This window comes from Sphaerisporangium perillae (assembly GCF_023276435.1).
GTDB classification, from domain to species: domain Bacteria; phylum Actinomycetota; class Actinomycetes; order Streptosporangiales; family Streptosporangiaceae; genus Sphaerisporangium; species Sphaerisporangium perillae.
In genome coordinates, this window is record NZ_JALLPO010000056.1 from 16,953 (window position 1) to 33,263 (window position 16,311).

Annotated in this window: 16 protein-coding genes and 1 riboswitch; of the genes, 7 read left to right on the forward strand and 9 right to left on the reverse strand. The window is 71.1% G+C overall.

Annotated features, from left to right (window positions below):
* Nucleotides 1–28 precede the first annotated feature (28 nt).
* The 3 genes from MYF83_RS37290 to MYF83_RS37300 are packed head-to-tail and all read right to left on the reverse strand — an operon-like array spanning nt 29 to nt 3,078.
* Nucleotides 29–1,138: an XdhC family protein gene (locus MYF83_RS37290; RefSeq protein WP_248965522.1), complete on the reverse strand. Its 1,110-nt coding sequence runs from the start codon at nt 1,136–1,138 to the stop codon at nt 29–31.
* Nucleotides 1,131–2,231, reverse strand: a complete 1,101-nt coding sequence (locus MYF83_RS37295; protein ID WP_248965523.1) for a vWA domain-containing protein — start codon at nt 2,229–2,231, stop codon at nt 1,131–1,133. Before MYF83_RS37295 ends, MYF83_RS37290 begins: the two co-directional genes overlap by 8 nt.
* The gene (locus tag MYF83_RS37300) at nt 2,224–3,078 is read right to left on the reverse strand and encodes an AAA family ATPase (protein WP_248965524.1); all 855 of its coding nucleotides are present in this window, start codon (nt 3,076–3,078) and stop codon (nt 2,224–2,226) included. Before MYF83_RS37300 ends, MYF83_RS37295 begins: the two co-directional genes overlap by 8 nt.
* Nucleotides 3,079–3,257: 179 nt before the next feature.
* On the opposite strand from MYF83_RS37300, the gene MYF83_RS37305 reads away from it, so the two are divergent.
* From MYF83_RS37305 to MYF83_RS37320, 4 genes are read left to right on the forward strand one after another with little or no spacing between them, the layout of a single operon-like run.
* The gene (locus MYF83_RS37305) at nt 3,258–4,121 is read left to right on the forward strand and encodes an ABC transporter permease (protein WP_248965525.1); all 864 of its coding nucleotides are present in this window, start codon (nt 3,258–3,260) and stop codon (nt 4,119–4,121) included.
* A complete protein-coding gene (locus MYF83_RS37310; protein ID WP_248965526.1) occupies nt 4,094–4,852 on the forward strand; it encodes an ABC transporter ATP-binding protein in 759 nt (252 codons plus the stop codon). The genes MYF83_RS37305 and MYF83_RS37310 overlap by 28 nt, the downstream gene beginning before the upstream one ends.
* Before the next feature lie 49 nt (nt 4,853–4,901).
* Nucleotides 4,902–5,897, forward strand: coding sequence for an ABC transporter substrate-binding protein (locus tag MYF83_RS37315; protein WP_248965527.1), 996 nt, complete (start codon nt 4,902–4,904; stop codon nt 5,895–5,897).
* 2 nt (nt 5,898–5,899) lie between these two features.
* On the forward strand, nt 5,900–7,054 hold the full coding sequence (locus MYF83_RS37320) for an LLM class flavin-dependent oxidoreductase (RefSeq protein ID WP_248965528.1): 1,155 nt from the start codon (nt 5,900–5,902) through the stop codon (nt 7,052–7,054).
* Nucleotides 7,055–7,206: 152 nt separating this feature from the next.
* Here the strand turns inward: MYF83_RS37320 and MYF83_RS37325 are convergent, their stop codons facing one another.
* The 6 genes from MYF83_RS37325 to MYF83_RS37350 all read right to left on the reverse strand — a co-directional run bounded on the left by MYF83_RS37325 (nt 7,207) and on the right by MYF83_RS37350 (nt 12,046).
* Entirely contained in the window at nt 7,207–7,662 is a 456-nt protein-coding gene (locus MYF83_RS37325; protein ID WP_248965529.1) for a PH domain-containing protein, read from the reverse strand.
* Between the two features lie 48 nt (nt 7,663–7,710).
* The gene (ribH, locus tag MYF83_RS37330) at nt 7,711–8,181 is read right to left on the reverse strand and encodes a 6,7-dimethyl-8-ribityllumazine synthase (protein ID WP_248965530.1); all 471 of its coding nucleotides are present in this window, start codon (nt 8,179–8,181) and stop codon (nt 7,711–7,713) included.
* Nucleotides 8,178–9,395 (reverse strand): bifunctional 3,4-dihydroxy-2-butanone-4-phosphate synthase/GTP cyclohydrolase II, encoded by a 1,218-nt coding sequence (locus tag MYF83_RS37335; protein WP_248965531.1) that lies wholly within the window; start codon nt 9,393–9,395, stop codon nt 8,178–8,180. The genes ribH and MYF83_RS37335 overlap by 4 nt, the downstream gene beginning before the upstream one ends.
* Complete coding sequence (locus tag MYF83_RS37340) at nt 9,392–10,018, reverse strand: nicotinamide mononucleotide transporter family protein (protein ID WP_248965532.1); 627 nt, start codon at nt 10,016–10,018, stop codon at nt 9,392–9,394. Before MYF83_RS37340 ends, MYF83_RS37335 begins: the two co-directional genes overlap by 4 nt.
* Nucleotides 10,015–10,623, reverse strand: a complete 609-nt coding sequence (locus MYF83_RS37345) for a riboflavin synthase (protein ID WP_248965533.1) — start codon at nt 10,621–10,623, stop codon at nt 10,015–10,017. Before MYF83_RS37345 ends, MYF83_RS37340 begins: the two co-directional genes overlap by 4 nt.
* 383 nt (nt 10,624–11,006) lie before the next feature.
* A riboswitch (FMN riboswitch) is annotated at nt 11,007–11,137 on the reverse strand.
* Nucleotides 11,138–11,236: 99 nt separating this feature from the next.
* The gene (locus MYF83_RS37350; protein ID WP_248965534.1) at nt 11,237–12,046 is read right to left on the reverse strand and encodes an oxygenase MpaB family protein; all 810 of its coding nucleotides are present in this window, start codon (nt 12,044–12,046) and stop codon (nt 11,237–11,239) included.
* A gap of 359 nt (nt 12,047–12,405) precedes the next feature.
* On the opposite strand from MYF83_RS37350, the gene MYF83_RS37355 reads away from it, so the two are divergent.
* The 3 genes from MYF83_RS37355 to MYF83_RS37365 all read left to right on the forward strand — a co-directional run bounded on the left by MYF83_RS37355 (nt 12,406) and on the right by MYF83_RS37365 (nt 16,301).
* On the forward strand, nt 12,406–13,434 hold the full coding sequence (locus tag MYF83_RS37355; protein ID WP_248965535.1) for an ABC transporter permease: 1,029 nt from the start codon (nt 12,406–12,408) through the stop codon (nt 13,432–13,434).
* 41 nt (nt 13,435–13,475) lie between these two features.
* A complete protein-coding gene (locus tag MYF83_RS37360) occupies nt 13,476–15,257 on the forward strand; it encodes an ABC transporter substrate-binding protein (protein ID WP_248965536.1) in 1,782 nt (593 codons plus the stop codon).
* A gap of 63 nt (nt 15,258–15,320) precedes the next feature.
* Entirely contained in the window at nt 15,321–16,301 is a 981-nt protein-coding gene (locus MYF83_RS37365) for an ABC transporter permease (RefSeq protein ID WP_248965537.1), read from the forward strand.
* The last annotated feature ends 10 nt before the right edge of the window (nt 16,302–16,311 follow it).

Consider the following 16,311-nt stretch of genomic DNA (forward strand, 5'->3'; position numbering starts at 1 on the left):
CCGGCCGCCTCCCCGATCCCGTCCCCGGTCACCCGGCCGCCTCCCCGCTCCCGTGGATGCGCCCGCTGGTCTCGGTCAGCGCCCGGCCCGAACCGCCCCAGCGGAGCTGGATCAGCTCGGCCGCGATCGACACCGCCGTCTCCTCCGGCGTCCGCGCGCCGAGGTCCAGGCCGATCGGCGAGCGCAGCCGCGCCAGGTCCGCCTCCGGCACGCCCGCCTCGCGCAGCCGCTCCAGACGGTCCTCGTGGGTGCGGCGCGAGCCCATCGCCCCGACGTACCCGGCGCCGGTGCGCAGAGCGACCTCCAGCAGCGGCACGTCGAACTTCGGGTCGTGGGTGAGCACGCAGATGACCGTGCGCTCGTCGACGTAGGCGGTGGACAGGTAGTCGTGCGGCCAGCGCACCACCACCTCGTCGGCCTCGGGGAAGCGCTTGGCCGTCGCGAACACCGGCCGGGCGTCGCACACCACGACGTGGTAGCCGAGGAACTTGCCGATGCGCGCGACCGCGGCGGCGAAGTCGATGGCCCCGAAGACGAGCATGCGCGGCGGCGGGGCGAAGGAGTGGACGAACACCGACAGGTCGTCCAGCCGCCGCTCCCCCTCCGGGCCGTACCGGCGGACGCCGGTGAGCCCCTGGGCGAGCATGCCGCGCGCGTCGTCGTCCACGGCGGCGTCCAGTCGCGCCACGCCCAGCGACCCCGACGCGCGGTCGCCCCAGATGACCCTGCGCGCGCCGACGCGCCCCGGTCCCGACATGATCGTCGTGACCACCACCGGCTCGTGCCGCCGCACGGACCCGGCGATCTCACCGAGCTCGGGGAAGGAGTCCTTCGACACCGGCTCGACCAGGATGTCGATGATCCCGCCGCAGGTCAGGCCCACGGTGAAGGCGTCGTCGTCGCTGACGCCGTACCGCTGCAGCACCGCGCGGTCCTCGGCGACGACCTCCCGCGCCAGCTCGTACACCGCCCCTTCCACGCAGCCGCCGGACACGCTGCCGGCGGCCTCGTCCCCGAGCACGGCCATGGAGGCGCCGGGCGGCCTCGGCGCGCTGTGGAAGGTGTTCACCACGGTCGCCAGCCCGAACTTCTCCCCGGCCTCCCACCACCGCACGATCTGCGACAGCACATCACGCATGCGACAGCCTTTCCGCGAGCTCCTCGAAGGCCGCCAGGCTATGCCCGGCGACGAACGCCCCGACGTGCGGCAGGGCGGCGCGCATGCCGCCGGTCAGCGGCCGGTAGCCCTCCTGGCCCTTGTGCGGGTTGACCCAGATCACCCGGCGGGCCAGCCGCGACAGCCGCGCCATCTGCTGCCCGAGCAGGGAGGGGTCGCCCCGCTCCCACCCGTCGGAGGCGATGACGACGACAGCGCCCCGGGCGCCCGCCCCCTGGTCGAGGAACTCCTTCAGCTCCTCGCCCAGGCGGGTGCCCCCGCTCCAGTCGGGGATGGCCGCCGACACCTCCCGCATCGCCCTGCCCGGGTCGCGGTGGCGCAGCTCGGCGGTGATCCGCGTGAGGCGGGTGCCGACGCTGAAGACCTGGGTGGCGCGCGGCTCGCACCGGACGAGCACGTGGGCGAACCGCAGCAGCGTGTCGGCGTACGGCGCCATCGACCCGCTGACGTCGACCAGCAGCACGACGCGACGCGGCCGTACCCGATGCGCCCGGTGGCGCAACCGGGCCGTCTCACCGCCGCGGCGCAGGGTCTCGCGCATGGTGCGCCGCGGGTCCAGGCGGCCCCGGTGGGCGGGGGCGAACCGCCGCGAGCGGCGTTGCTCCCTGCGGGCGCGCAGGATCGCGAGCAGGCGATGGATCTCGGCCAGCTCGGCGGCGGTCAGGCGGGCGATGTCCCGCCGCCTGAGCACCTCGGTGGAGCTCGCGGTCGCGGGCAGCGCCTCCTGGCCGGCGTCCTCCCGTGGCCCGGCGCCGTCCAGCGAGACGGTGTGCCGGGTGACGGTCACCACGGGCGGGCGCGTACGGGCCGCGCGGGCGCGCTCGCCGCCGAAGTAGGCCGCGAAGCACCGGTCGTAGCGCGGGAGGTCGTCGGGGCCCGCGCACAGGGTCAGGCGCCCGGCCCAGTAGACCGCGCCGGGATCGGCGGCGTCCAGGTGGCGCGCGGCGCGCAGGAAGGCCTGGGTGCGCTCGTGGTCGGCCGCGACCCCCGCCGCCCGCAACGTCCGGGCGAAGCCGGTCATCGTCGCGATCAGCTCCGCCGCTTCCTCAGGCATGGCGCAGGAGGCCGTTCGCGAGGGCGGTCTCCTGGTCCTCGCGGTACTTCAGCACCGCGCCGAGGGTCGCCGCGGCCAGCCCGGGGTCCAGGTCGCGGGCGCCGAGGGTGAGCAGGGCCTCGGTCCAGTCGAGGGTCTCGGCGACGCCCGGCGGCTTGACCAGCCCGGCGCCGCGCAGCCGCCCGGCGGCGCGGGCGACCTGGTCCGCGAGGGTCTCCGTGCACTCGGGCAGGCGCCGCAGCAGGATCGCCACCTCCCGGTCGAACGCCGGGTGCTCCAGCCAGTGGTAGAGGCAGCGGCGCTTGAGCGCGTCGTGCACATCGCGGGTGCGGTTGGAGGTCACCACCACCACCGGAGGCGTCTCGGCGCTGATCGTGCCGAGCTCCGGGATGGAGATCGTGAAGTCCGACAGCACCTCCAGCAGGAACGCCTCGAACTCGTCGTCCGCCCGGTCGATCTCGTCGACCAGCAGCACGCTCGGCTGGGTCTCCAGCGCCTTGAGCAGGGGACGGGCGATCAGGAACCGCCGGTCGTACAGCTCCCCCTCCAGGCGGGCGGCCTCCGTGGCGCCCGTCGCGCCGGTGGCCTCGGCGGCCTTGAGGTGCAGGAGCTGCCGGGCGAAGTCCCAGTCGTACAGCGCCTGGGCCGCGTCCAGGCCCTCGTAGCACTGCAGGCGGATGAGCGGCGCGCCGAGGACCGCTGCGAGGGTCTTGGCCAGCTCGGTCTTCCCGACTCCGGCCTCCCCCTCCAGGAACAGAGGGCGCCCCATCCTCAGCGCCAGGAAGCACGCCGTCGCCAGCCCTTCGTCGGCGAGGTAGGCCCGCGCGTCGAGCAGTTCGGCGAGCATGCTCGGTGTTTCGATGTCAGACGCCCGGGATGTCCTGTGCCGCACCCCCTCAGGTTACGCGTCCGCGCGCCTCCCGGCCCCCCGCGCCGCAGGGGCCGCGCAAAACCTATTGACTTGGTAGGTAATGCAGCTAATCATGCAAGGGACGCCGCACGCGACGATCCCTGCGAGGTCCCTCGATGTCCATCCCCGCACTGGATGCCCAGGGGGTACGCGGACCGGCACCCGCCGCCGCCCCAAGGGCCACGACCCCGCGCCGCTCCCGGCCCGCCCACGCCCCGGGAAGGGTCAAGGTCTGGCAGCGGTGGGTGAGCCCCCTCGCCGCCCTGGCCGTCTGGCAGATCGCCAGCACCACCGGCCTCCTGCCCCAAAGCCTGCTCGCCTCTCCCTCGACGATCGCCGTCACCGCCGCCGGCCTGATCTCCGACGGCACGCTCCCCGCCGCCATCGCCGTCTCGCTCCAGCGGGTCGCCGCCGGATTCCTGCTCGGCGGCATCACCGGGATCCTGCTCGCCCTGGCCGCCGGGCTCAGCAGGGCGGGCGAGAACGCCGTCGATCCCCTCATGCAGATGCTCCGCGCACTGCCGTTCTTCGGGCTGATCCCGCTGTTCATCCTGTGGTTCGGCATCGGCGAGACCCCCAAGGTCGCCCTCGTGGCGCTCGCCGTCTCCTTCCCCCTCTACCTCAACACCTTCGCGGGGATCCGGGGCGTCGACGGCAAGCTCGCCGAGCTCGCGCGGACCCTGAAACTCGGCCGTGCCGCGCTCGTCCGCCACATCGTCCTTCCCGGAGCACTGCCCCAGACGCTCGTCGGCCTGCGGCAGAGCCTCGGCGTCGCGTGGCTCGCCCTCATCGTGGCCGAGCAGGTCAACGCCGACGCCGGCCTGGGCTTCATGATCAACGACGCCCGCGAGTTCCTCCGCACGGACGTCATCGTGGTCGGGCTGCTCGTCTACAGCGCGCTCGGCCTGCTCACCGACGCGCTCGTACGGCTCATGGAAAGGCGGGCGCTGACATGGCGACGCGGATTTCTCGGCGAGTAGCCACGGTCCGGGGCCTCACCCGAGGGTTCGGCGAGCGCACCGTCCTCGCCGGGCTGGACCTCGACATCGCCCACGGAGAGTTCACCGCGCTCCTCGGGCGCAGCGGCTCGGGCAAGTCGACGCTGCTCCGCGCGCTGGCGGGCCTCGACGGCGCCGCCGAGGGCGAGCTGGAGGTCACCGGCTCGGTCGCCGTCGCCTTCCAGGAGCCGCGCCTGGTGCCCTGGAAGCGCGTCGACGCCAACATCGCACTCGGCCTGGACGTCCCCGACCCCGGGGAACGCACCCGGCGGGCACTCGCCGAGGTGGGCCTCACCGAGCGGGCCGGCGCCTGGCCCTTGACCCTGTCGGGCGGCGAGGCACAGCGGGCCAGCCTCGCCCGCGCGCTCGCCAGGGAGCCGGAGCTGCTCCTGCTCGACGAGCCGTTCAGCGCGCTCGACGCGCTCACCCGCATCACCGTCCACCAGCTCGTCCTGCGGCTGTGGGCGGTCCACCGCCCGGCCGTGCTGCTGGTCACCCACGACGTCGACGAGGCGCTGGCCCTCGCCGACCGCGTGCTCGTCCTCCATGAGGGGCGGATCGCCCACGAGGAGCTCATCGGCGTGGCACGCCCCCGCCACCGCGACCACCCCGACCTGACCTCCCTGCGTACACGCCTGCTCACCGCGCTCGGCGTGAGCACCGACGCCGGCCTCACCCCCGATCGCGCCGCCACCCCGGAGGAACAGCGATGACCGCCACCGCCCGTGTCTCCAAGGCCCATGTCTCCAAGGAGGGAACAGGATGATCACCAAGGCCGTCCGGCTGCTCGGAGCCCTGGGCCTGGCGGCCGCGCTCGCCGCCTGCGCGGGCACCGCCGGAGAGGACGCCCCGGCGGGATCCGCGTCCGGCTCGTCGCAGGTCACCCTCAGGGTCGGCGACCAGAAGGCCGGTTCCCAGGCGCTCCTCTCTGCCGCGGGCGAGCTCGACTCGCTGCCCTACAAGATCACTTGGGCTCAGTTCACCTCCGGCCCGCCGCTCCTTGAGGCCGTCAACGCCGGAGGCGTCGACCTCGGCGCGGTGGGCAACACGCCGCCCATCTTCGCGGCGGCGGCCAACTCGAAGATCGCGATAGTGGCGGCCTCGCTTCAGGACGTCGCCGGACAGGCCATCCTGGTGCCGTCCGGGTCGGCCATCACGGCCCCCGCCCAGCTGAAGGGCAGACGGATCGCGGTGGCCAAGGGCAGCTCCGCGCACTACCACCTGCTGTCCGTCCTGAAGAAGGAGAACCTCACCTTCAAGGACATCACCGTGAACTACCTGCAGCCCGCGGACGCGCTGGCCGCCTTCACCTCAGGGCGGGTCGACGCCTGGGCGATCTGGGATCCTTACACCTCCCAGGCGCGCCTCGGGAACGGCGCCAAGCTGCTGGTGGACGGCAAGGGCTACGTCAACGGCTACAGCTTCCAGGTCGCCGGACAGGCGGCCCTCGCCGACCGTGCCAAGGCCGGGGCGATCCGCGACTACCTCCTCCGGTTGCAGCGCGCCAAGGTCTGGGCCAACACCCACCAGGCCGAGTGGGCCAAGGCGTGGGCGAAGGAGACGGGCCTGCCGCTCCCGGTCACGACGGCCGCCGCCGCCAACCGGATCACCACCCCGGTGCCGATCGACGACGCCCTGATCGCCTCCGAGCAGGAGATGGCCGACGCCTTCACCTCGGCGGGGCTGCTCCCCGGCAAGATCACCTTCGGTGACTTCGCCGACCGCCGGTTCAACGACATCGTCAAGAAGGACGCCTGACCATGAGCCTGAAGTTCCACTGGTTCCTGCCCACCTCCGGCGACAGCAGGGCGATCATCGGCGGTGGCCACGGGCTCACCCGTGGCCACGGCCGCGCCGCGGCGAGCGCGTTCCGGCCGCCGTCCATCGACTACCTCGGCCAGATCGCCCGGTCGGCCGAGCAGCTCGGTTTCGAGGCGGTGCTCACCCCGACGGGCACCTGGTGCGAGGACGCCTGGCTGGTCACCGCCGCGCTCACCCAGGTGACGACGCGGCTGAAGTTCCTCGTGGCCTTCCGGCCCGGCTTCATCTCCCCCACCCTGGCCGCCCAGATGGCCGCCACCTACCAGCGGATCTCCGGCGGGCGCCTGCTCCTCAACGTCGTGACCGGCGGCGAGGGCACCGAGCAGCGCCGCTTCGGCGACCACCTGTCGAAGGACGAGCGGTACGCGCGCACCGACGAGTTCCTCTCGGTCGTGCGCGGAGCCTGGAGCGGAGCCCCCTACGACTTCACCGGGGCGTACTACCAGGTGGAGGGCGCCACGGTGGCCGAGGTGCCCGACCCGGAGCCCGAACTGTACTTCGGCGGCTCCTCGGCGGCGGCGGGCGCGGTCGCGGCCAGGCACGTCCAGACCTACCTCACCTGGGGGGAACCGCCCGCCCAGGTCGCCGAGAAGATCGCCTGGGTCCGCGGCCTGGCCGCCGCGGAGGGACGGACGCTGAGGTTCGGCGTCCGGCTGCACGTCATCACCCGCGACACCGCACAGGAGGCGTGGGCGGAGGCAGGCCGCCTGCTGTCGGGCATCGACCCCGCCGACATCCGCACCGCCCAGCGGACGCTGGCCCGCAGCGAGTCGGTCGGGCAGAAGCGCATGCTCGCGCTGCACGAGGAGTACCGGCGCGACGGTGGCGGCGTCCACGACCTGGAGGTGTACCCGAACCTTTGGGCCGGCGTCGGCCTCGTGCGCGGCGGCGCGGGGACCGCGCTCGTCGGCAGCCACGCCGAGGTCGCCGACCTCATCGAGGAGTACGCCGGCCAGGGCGTCACCGAGTTCGTCCTGTCCGGCTATCCGCACCTGGAGGAGGCCTACTGGTTCGGCGAGGGCGTCCTGCCCGAACTGCGCCGCCGGGGCGCCCTGGACCGCGGCGCGAAGGAGCCCGCCGGCCTCACCGCCTGAGCCGGCCGGGCGTCCTCTAGCGGGGGCCGAAGGCGTACTTCACGGGCGGGACCACCGCCTGGGCGTCCACGCCGGCGACCCACAGGCCCGCCATGAAGGCCATCGTGGCCTCCAGCAGGCCCCGGGGTCCAGGCCGCCGCCGTCGACCGGCTCTAGCTGTGGTCGGGGGCCTCGCCGTAGGCGTGGATGAGGGCGCGGAGTTCGGCGACGGCCTTGCGGGAGCGGGCCTTCTCGGCGCCCTGGATGCCCATGGCGCCGACGCTGGACCCGTCGGCCAGGTCGAGCCTGGGCCACGGCTCCCCCTCGGGCATGGTGACGTCGAGCACCTCCGGCCACTCGTACCGGTGGACCCGCAGGGCGTTGACGACGGTGATGCCCCCCTCGTCGGCCTCCACGCGCAGCCGGCCGAGCAGGTGGAGCAGGAAGGCGACCAGGCACCCGAACGCGACCAGGCCGAGCTTGTCGGGCAGCTTGAACGGAGGAGGGAGCACCACGGCCAGCGCGATCGAGCCCACGACCATCACCACGGCGAAGCCGTACGCCAGGATCATGGCCCGGCGGGGCCGCCAGGTCACCGGGAGGGACGGTGGGAGCTCGCTGTCAGGCACGGCGGCCCGCCCGGTGGGAACGGCAGGTGGATCGGCGCGGCAAATCCCTCATCCCTTCAGGTCACGCAGCACCAGCGCTGTCTCGATGGCCGCGACCGTGGCCTCGTATCCCTTGTCCTCGTGGCTGCCGGGGAGGCCCGCCCGGTCGACGGCCTGATCAAGGTTGTCACATGTCAGCACCCCGTTGCCCACCGGAGTCGACTCGTCCAGGGACACCCGGGTCAGTCCTGTGGTGACCGAGTCGCAGACGTACTGGAAATGGGCCGTCTCGCCCCGGATCACCACGCCCAGCGCGACGACGGCGTCGCACCGGCGGGCGAGGGCCTGGGCCACGACCGGGATCTCCAGCGACCCGGCCACCCGTACGGCGACCCACTCGGCCCGGCACTCCTCGGCGGCGTTCTGCGCCCGGACCAGCAGCCGGTCGGTGATCTGCTCGTGCCACCGGGCCGCGACGATGCCGACCTTCAACCCCTCGGCGGCGACGGGGGCGGCCTGCGGCCGTCCGGTACCACTCATCGGACTCCCTCGATCTGGTGGCCGAGGCGGTCGCGCTTGGCCGTGAGGTACTTGATGTTGTACTGGTTGGCCGCGACCGGCATCGGCTCGCGGCCGAGCACCTTGATGCCGTACCCGTCCATGCCGCGCAGCTTGGCCGGGTTGTTGGTCAGCAGCCGCACCGACTTGACCCCGAGGTCGGCCAGCATCTGGCCGGCGTTGGAGAACTCGCGGGCGTCCACCGGCAGGCCGAGCTCGAGGTTGGCGTCGACGGTGTCGCTGCCGTTGTCCTGCAGGCTGTAGGCCTTGAGCTTGGCGAGCAGCCCGATGCCGCGCCCCTCGTGTCCCCGCAGGTAGACGATCACTCCCTTGCCCTCGGCGGCGATGGCCCGCATGGCGTGGTCGAGCTGCACCCCGCAGTCGCAGCGCAGCGAGCCGAGCACGTCTCCGGTCAGGCACTCGGAGTGCGCGCGCACGAGGATGTCCTCGCCGTCGCCGAGCTCCCCGTAGACCAGCGCGATGTGCTCGCCGCCGTCGATGCCGCTGGCGAAGCCGTACGCGCGCCACACGCCGTACCGGTTCGGGATCTCGGTGACGGCGACCCGGGTGACGACCCGCTCGGTGCGGCGGCGGTGCTCCGCGAGCTGCTCGATGGACACCAGCGCGAGGTCGTGACGGTCGGCGAACACCCGCAGCTCGGGCAGGCGCGCCATCGTCCCGTCGTCGTTGACGATCTCGGCGAGCACTCCGGCCGGGGTGAGCCCGGCCAGGCGCGAGAGGTCGACGGCCGCCTCGGTGTGGCCGCGGCGGGCGAGCACCCCGCCCTCGTGGTAGCGCAGGGGGAAGATGTGGCCCGGGCGCACCAGCTCGAAGGGCTCGGTCGCCGAATCGGCCAGGGTGCGGATGGTCTTGGCCCGGTCGGCGGCGGAGATCCCGGTGGTCACCCCGTCACGCGCGTCGACGCTGATCGTGTACGCCGTGCGGAGCCGCTCGCGGTTCTGGTGGACCATCAGCGGCAGGCCCAGGCGGTCCAGGTACTCACCGAGCATGGGGACGCAGATCACGCCGCTGGTGTAGCGGATCGTGAAGGCGAGCAGTTCGGGGGTGGCCTTGGAGGCCGCGAAGATGATGTCGCCCTCGTTCTCGCGGTTCTCGTCGTCCACGACGACGACCGGCCGGCCGGCGCGGATGTCGTCGATCGCCCGCTCGATGGGGTCGAGCGTGATGTCGCTCATATTGTGACTACCTCCAGCTCCAGACGGCGGCTGTACTGCCGCCGCCACTCACGGATCCCGAGCAGGACCATGACGAAGAAGATCCCGTACACCACGCCGGAGACGACGAGGCCGGAGCTGAACGCCAGGGGGACGCCGACGAGGTCGACCGCGATCCAGATCCACCAGAAGTCGATCAGCGCCCTGCCCTGGGCGTAGGTCGCGATGGCGCTGCCGACGAAGATGTAGGCGTCCGGGAGCGGGGCCCACGACCAGCCGGTGACGCTGAAGAACAGGGCGACGAGCGCCGTGGCCGCCACCATGACGGCGACCAGGACGACGCGCTCGCGGGTGCGGCCGGGACGCACGGGAAGCGTCTCGCCGTCCCTCATGCCCCGCACCCACTTGACCCACCCGTAGACGGCGAGCAGGCCGAACATCGCCTGCTTCAGCGCGTTGCCGGTGATGTGCGCCTCAACCGAGGCGACGAACAGCAGCACCGAGCCCACGAGCTGCACCGGCCAGGTCCAGATGGTGCGCTTCATGGCCAGCACCACGGTGGCGAGCGCGCAGATGTTGCCCACCAGGTCGGTGTAGAGCAGATGCTGGCCGAACAGGGTGAAGCCCGCCTGGGTCCAGCTCATGAGGCCACGCCCTGCCGGTGCGGGCCGACGAGCTTCTCGACGTACTTGGCGATCACGTCCACCTCGAGGTTGACCGGGTCGCCCGGCTGCTTGCGGCCGAGCGTGGTGAGCTGGAGGGTGGTGGGGATGAGGCTGACGGCGAACTCGCCGGGCCGCACGTCCGCGACGGTGAGGCTGACCCCGTCGACGGCGATCGAGCCCTTCTCGACCACGTACCGGTCGAGCCCGGCCGGCAACGAGACGCGCACGATCTCCCAGTGCTCGGCGGGCTCGCGCGCCAGCACGACGCCGGTGCCGTCCACGTGGCCCTGGACGATGTGGCCGCCGAGGCGCTGGTCGGCGCGTACGGCGCGCTCGAGGTTGACCCGCGTGCCCGGCGAGAGCGATCCGAGGGAACTGCGGTCGAGGGTCTCCTTCATCACGTCGGCGGTGAAGGTGTCTCCGTCGACGTCGACGACCGTCAGGCAGACGCCGTTGACGGCGATCGACTCGCCGTGACGGGCTCCGGGGGCGACGGCCTTGCCGCGGATGGAGAGGCGTGCCGCGTCGGGCAGCGGTTCCATCGCGGCGATCTCGCCGAGTTCCTCGACGATTCCTGTGAACATCAGCGCTCCTTGTGCGATGCGGCCGGACGAGGAGCCTGAGCTCGGGCCGATCGGTGACCTGCGTGAGGAAGCAACCCGCGGAGATCCGTCCGTCTTCCGGGGAACCGGGGGGATCCTTCGGAAGAGCCGGGAATCGGGGAACGGGGAAGGTCCCTGTACGGCTCCGGGGACACGCCGCGATCGAGCGGGCACGGCGGCGCGAGCGCGGCCGGCGCGATGGCAGGGAAAGGTGCGGCACGCTCGATGGCGCGGCACGCGGTCACGTCCGGTCGGCCCACCCGGCCCCTCCTACTCGCCAGTAGCTTTCATGCCACGGCGGGCCCCGGGGTGATCGGGTGCGGCACACGCACCACGGACGCGTCCGGCGACGGATCGCCGGACGCTCGCGCGCTTCCTCCCATCCGGACTTTCACCGTCGGTCCTGGAATTCCACCAGGTCCACCGGCCGATGGACTCGGCCGGGTCGCGGACTGTCACCGCCGGTTCGGAATTTCACCGACCCCGGAGCACGCTGCTCTGCTATCAGTGTGCCATGCGCGGCAAAGCGCACGTAACCCACTACTACCCCTATGGTAAGCAAGCGCTTGCTAGCTAGGGGGTGGCCCCCGGGTTGTCAGGCGGCCGACATCAACCGCCGCGCGCGCCGCACGGCGGGGCTGTAGCGCAGCCCCTCGGGGATCACCTGAGTGCCGCAGTGCAGCGCCTTGAGCGTCATGGTGGCCCACAGGTCCTCGAGCGGCGTGGCCGGCAGGCCGTACAGCCTGCGGGCCCAGCGCGGCAGCGTGGCGATGGCCAGCACCGTCACCAGCGGGAAGGCCGGCTTCAACAGGGTGAGCCGCAGCGGCAGCGGCGCGTTGAGCGACACTCGCAGCGGATGGGCGGCCTCCGGCACAAAGTACAGGCCGGGGCGCTCGGCCTCCATGTAGGCGTTCAGCTCGGCCACCGACCCCGGCACGTCCCCCGGCCGCAGCCCGACGAGCTCGGCCGAGCGCCGCTGCTCGGCCACGAACCGGTCGGCGTCCTCGTCGCTCAGCGGCACCCCCGCGCGCCGGGCCACCGTCAGGTAGGAGTCGACCTCGCCCACGTGGACCCAGCGCAGCGCGTCGGGGTCGTCCAGCCGGAAGTCCTCGTCGCGGTCGGGATCGTACGCGGTTAGCGAGGCGTGGATCTTGCGGACCCGGGCGCCGGCCCTGGCGGCCTCGGCCCGGGTGCCGTAGGTGCGGATCCGGACGAACTCCGTCGTGCGCACGAAGCGGGCCCAGGCCTCGTCCGGGTCCATCAGGGCGGAGTTCTGCACCACGCCGCGCATCGCCCGGGGGTGCAGGCCCTGCATCAGCAGTGCGCGGAACCCGCCGACCAACTGGACCGGCTCGCCCATCACCCGCCATGTCACCGACCGCGGACCGAACAACCCGTGGTCCATCGCGCCACCTCCGGGGAACGCCGTAAGTAAGGGGTTACCCACGGAACTCCCCGCCCACACCCGGCCCTCGCGTCCGGCCCTATATCCACAATCATCCAGCGATCAAGGTGATTGCGTCATAGCCATGTCATGCTTGTGTCACGAAACCGTGACAATGGCAATCACGTGCGATGAACACTCTCTCGTAGAGCATCAGGGCAGGTCAAGGGGGTTACGGACACAACCTGATTGACATTGCACAACAAACGGCGAAGTGGCATGAAAAGTACGTTCCACACGTTGACCAACGGCTTATTAATTGCCAGGGTTCCACCAAGTCACGATTTACCGCGATCGATCTCTGGGGTGGCACCCGCACAATGGCTCTCCCCTCTCAGGCCACGGCCGAGGCCGGTTCCGGACCCGCGGACCCCGACCTCGCCGCGACGTCCGGCGCCGGCGGCTCCCCCCTGGTGGGCCGCTCGCCGGCCCAGCTCATGTGGCGACGCTTCCGGCGCGACAAGACAGGCGTGGTCTCCGCCGTCATCGTGCTGTTCTTCATCCTGGTCGCCATCGCGGCGCCGTTGATCTCGGCGCTGTACGGCAAGGATCCGTACACCACCTACGGCCTGGACGAGCCCGGGCTGCTCAACCCGTACGGCTTCCCGGTGCTGCCCAACGGCGGCATCAGCTCGGAGTTCTGGTTCGGGATCGAGCCCGGCCTCGGCCGCGACGTCTTCACCCAGCTCGTGTACGGCATCCGCACCTCGCTGCTGATCGCCCTGGCGGCGACGGCCATCACGACGGTGATCGGCATCGTGGTCGGCATCGTCGCCGGATACGCGGGCGGGCGGACCGACTACTTCATCGGGCGCACCATCGACGTCCTGCTCTCCTTCCCCTCGACGCTGTTCATCATCGCGTTCATGCCGGTGGTGGAGAACCTCATGGTGAAGCCGGAGGAGGAGACGCCGACCTGGCTGCGCGCCGCCTCGCTCATCATCTTCCTCACCGTGTTCGGCTGGGCGGGTCTCGCGCGGCTGCTGCGCGGCAACGTGCTCTCCCTGCGCGAGCGGGAGTTCGTGGAGGCGGCGCGGGTCACGGGCGCCTCGCCCGGCAGGATCATCTTCAAGGAGCTGCTGCCGAACCTGTGGACGCCGATCCTCATCCAGTCGACGCTCCTGCTGCCGGCCCTGGTCACCTCCGAGGCGGCGCTGTCCTTCCTCGGCGTCGGGATGATCGAGCCCGTGCCCGACTGGGGCCGCATGTTCCTGCGCGGGACCGAGGTCTACCAGGCCGACATCACCTACCTGATGTTCCCCGGCGTCGCACTCCTCCTCTTCGTCGTCGCCTTCAACCTCCTGGGTGACTCGGTCCGTGACGCCTTCGACCCGAAGATCAGACATTGACCCGGCCCCGCACCCCTCATATATCTACGACCAGGAGTGAAATGTCAGCACGAACGCGGTCCGCACTGGCCGTCCTCGCCATCGGATCCCTCGCGCTCACCGCGGCGTGTTCCAAGGGAAACGCCGGCGGGCCACCGGCGGGCTCGACCCCCAGCGCCACCACGACGAACCTCACCGAGCTCTTCGCCCCCGCGAAGGTCACCGTCGGCACGGCGGACGACTCCAACGGGCCGGCCATCCCGCCGGAGGGCGTCGTCAAGGGCGGCACCGTCAACATGATCGACCGTGACGACTACCCGCACTTCGACCCGGGCAGGGTGTACGACAACGTCACCGGCAACTTCCACGAGCTCATCACCCGCCAGCTCACCGGGTACAAGCGGGTCGCCACGGGCGACTACAAGGTGGTGGGCGACCTCGCCACCGACGCCGGGCAGTCCTCCGAGGGCGGCAAGACCTGGAAGTTCACCCTGAAGGACGGGGTGAAGTGGCAGGACGGCAGCGCGATCACCTCCGGTGACGTCAAGTGGACGATGGAGCGGCTGTTCGCCCCGTTCATCACCGAAGGGCCGCCGTACATCCAGCAGTGGCTGACGCAGGAGGACTACAAGAAGGCCTACGGGGGGCCGTACAGCGGCAAGGAGCTCGACGGCATCGAGACCCCCGACGACAAGACCGTCGTCTTCCACTTCACCTCCCCGCACGCGGACGCCAACTACGCGCTCGCGATGACCGGGTACGGCATCGTCCCGAAGGCCAAGGACACCAAGGAGAAGTACGACAAGGAGCCCGTCTCCAGCGGTCCGTACATCATCGCCAAGCACGTCGTCGACAAGTCGATGGACCTGGAGCGCAACCCCAACTGGGACCCCGCCTCCGACCCGATCCGCGGCGCCTACCCCGACAAGTGGCACCTGGAGTTCGGCTTCCAGGCACTGCAGGTGACCGACCGGTTCATCGCGGACACCGGCGACGACAAGAAGACGTTCAGCTTCTACGGCCACGTCGCCGCCGAGCGGACCCAGCAGGTCGTCGAGAACCCCGACCTGCAGTCGCGGCTGCTCAAGCAGCCCTCGCCGTACGGTGACTACTACTACTTCAACCTCGACAGGATGAAGGACGTCAAGATCCGCCAGGCGATCAACTACGCCTGGCCGACCCAGCAGATCATGCAGATCAGCGGCGGGCCCGCCAGCTCGGTGATCAACACCACCATCCTCAACCCGAGCGTGTCGGGCTGGCAGGACTACGATGCCTTCGGCATGAAGCAGCACCCCGAGGGCGACATCGCCAAGGCCAAGGAGCTGCTGGCCCAGTCCAGCAACCCGACGCCGACCATCGTCTACGGGTACAACGACACCCCCACCGAAGAGCGCATCACGGTCGCCATCAAGAACCAGCTGGCCAAGGCCGGCGTCAAGGTGGTCGCCAAGCCGATGAACACCAAGACCTGGTACGACGCGACCGGCAAGGTGGACAACGGCCTGGACATGTACTGGGGCGGCTGGGGCGCCGACTGGCCGACCGCGGCCACCGTCTTCCCGGTGATCTTCGGCCCGGTCCACGACGGCGGCTACAACCAGTCGCACCTGAAGGACCCGGCCATCACCGCGGAGATCAAGCGCATCGAGGCCCTGCCCGACGCCGCCGAGGCCAACAAGGCATGGGGCGAGCTGGACAAGAAGATCATGGAGACGGTCACCCCCCTGGTGCCCGCGCTGAACAACGTCGGCCTGCAGCTCCACGGGTCGCTGGTGGGCGGCGCCGAGATCGACCCGATCAGCTGGGTCGTCTCGCCGAACACCATCTTCGTGAAGCAGTAGCACTCCCGGCTCCGGGGCGCCCGTGCGGCGCCCCGGAGCACCCACAAGTGAGAACGACAGGCCATGCTCCGATTCCTGACTCGCCGGACCCTCGGCGCGGCGGTCATCCTCCTGATCATCGCCGCCGTGACGTTCTTCCTCTTCTTCGCCGTGCCCGCGGACCCGGCACGGCTTGCCTGCGGGAAGGTGTGCCCGCCCGAGACGCTCGCGCAGGCGCGGCACAACCTCGGCATGGACCAGCCGATCTTCGTCCAGTTCGTCACCTGGCTGGCCGGGATCTTCGTCGGACGGGACTACGAGGGACTCGGGCACTGCCCCGCGCCCTGCCTCGGGTTCTCCTTCGTCAACCACGCCCCGGTCTTCGAGACGATCACCGACCGGATGCCGGTCACGATCTCGCTGACCCTCGGCTCCGCCGTCATCTTCCTGCTCTTCGGCGTCGGCACCGGCATCGTCGCCGCTCTCAACCAGGGCAAGGCCCTCGACAAGATCGCCAGTGTCTCGTCGCTGATCGGCGCCTCGGTGCAGATCTACTTCGTCGGCACGCTGGCCATGTACTTCCTGGTCTACCAGTGGAACATCATCGCGCGGCCGAGGTACGTGCCCTTCACCGACAACCCGCTGGAGTGGGCGTACGGGCTGCTGCTGCCGTGGGTGGTGCTCGCCATCATCTTCACCGCGAACTACACCCGCATGGCCCGCTCCACGATGGTGGAGCAGCTGTCGGAGGACTACGTGCGCACTGCGCGGGCCAAGGGCATGTCCGCCCGCACCGTGATCCTGCGCTTCGCGCTCCGGGGCACGCTCACCCCCATCGCGACCATCTTCGGCATCGACGTCGCCACCCTCATCGGCGGGGCGATCATCACCGAGACGACGTTCAGCCTGCAGGGCATCGGCCGGCTCTCCATCCAGGCCGTGCTCAACTCCGACCTGCCCATGCTGATGGCGACGGTGCTGCTCGCCGCCGCCGCGATCGTCGTCTTCAACGTCATCGTGGACGCCCTCTACGCCGTCATCGACCCGCGCGTCCGCCTCAGCTAGGAGTCACCGC

Coding starts and splice junctions, on each gene's coding strand:
- MYF83_RS37290 (WP_248965522.1), bottom strand. CDS start 1,138: ATGCGTGATGTGCTGTCGCAGATCGTGCGGTGGTGGGAGGCCGGGGAG.
- MYF83_RS37295 (WP_248965523.1), bottom strand. CDS start 2,231: ATGCCTGAGGAAGCGGCGGAGCTGATCGCGACGATGACCGGCTTCGCC.
- MYF83_RS37300 (WP_248965524.1), bottom strand. CDS start 3,078: ATGCTCGCCGAACTGCTCGACGCGCGGGCCTACCTCGCCGACGAAGGG.
- MYF83_RS37305 (WP_248965525.1), top strand. CDS start 3,258: ATGTCCATCCCCGCACTGGATGCCCAGGGGGTACGCGGACCGGCACCC.
- MYF83_RS37310 (WP_248965526.1), top strand. CDS start 4,094: ATGGCGACGCGGATTTCTCGGCGAGTAGCCACGGTCCGGGGCCTCACC.
- MYF83_RS37315 (WP_248965527.1), top strand. CDS start 4,902: ATGATCACCAAGGCCGTCCGGCTGCTCGGAGCCCTGGGCCTGGCGGCC.
- MYF83_RS37320 (WP_248965528.1), top strand. CDS start 5,900: ATGAGCCTGAAGTTCCACTGGTTCCTGCCCACCTCCGGCGACAGCAGG.
- ribH (WP_248965530.1), bottom strand. CDS start 8,181: ATGAGTGGTACCGGACGGCCGCAGGCCGCCCCCGTCGCCGCCGAGGGG.
- MYF83_RS37335 (WP_248965531.1), bottom strand. CDS start 9,395: ATGAGCGACATCACGCTCGACCCCATCGAGCGGGCGATCGACGACATC.
- MYF83_RS37340 (WP_248965532.1), bottom strand. CDS start 10,018: ATGAGCTGGACCCAGGCGGGCTTCACCCTGTTCGGCCAGCATCTGCTC.
- MYF83_RS37345 (WP_248965533.1), bottom strand. CDS start 10,623: ATGTTCACAGGAATCGTCGAGGAACTCGGCGAGATCGCCGCGATGGAA.
- MYF83_RS37350 (WP_248965534.1), bottom strand. CDS start 12,046: ATGGACCACGGGTTGTTCGGTCCGCGGTCGGTGACATGGCGGGTGATG.
- MYF83_RS37355 (WP_248965535.1), top strand. CDS start 12,406: ATGGCTCTCCCCTCTCAGGCCACGGCCGAGGCCGGTTCCGGACCCGCG.
- MYF83_RS37360 (WP_248965536.1), top strand. CDS start 13,476: ATGTCAGCACGAACGCGGTCCGCACTGGCCGTCCTCGCCATCGGATCC.
- MYF83_RS37365 (WP_248965537.1), top strand. CDS start 15,321: ATGCTCCGATTCCTGACTCGCCGGACCCTCGGCGCGGCGGTCATCCTC.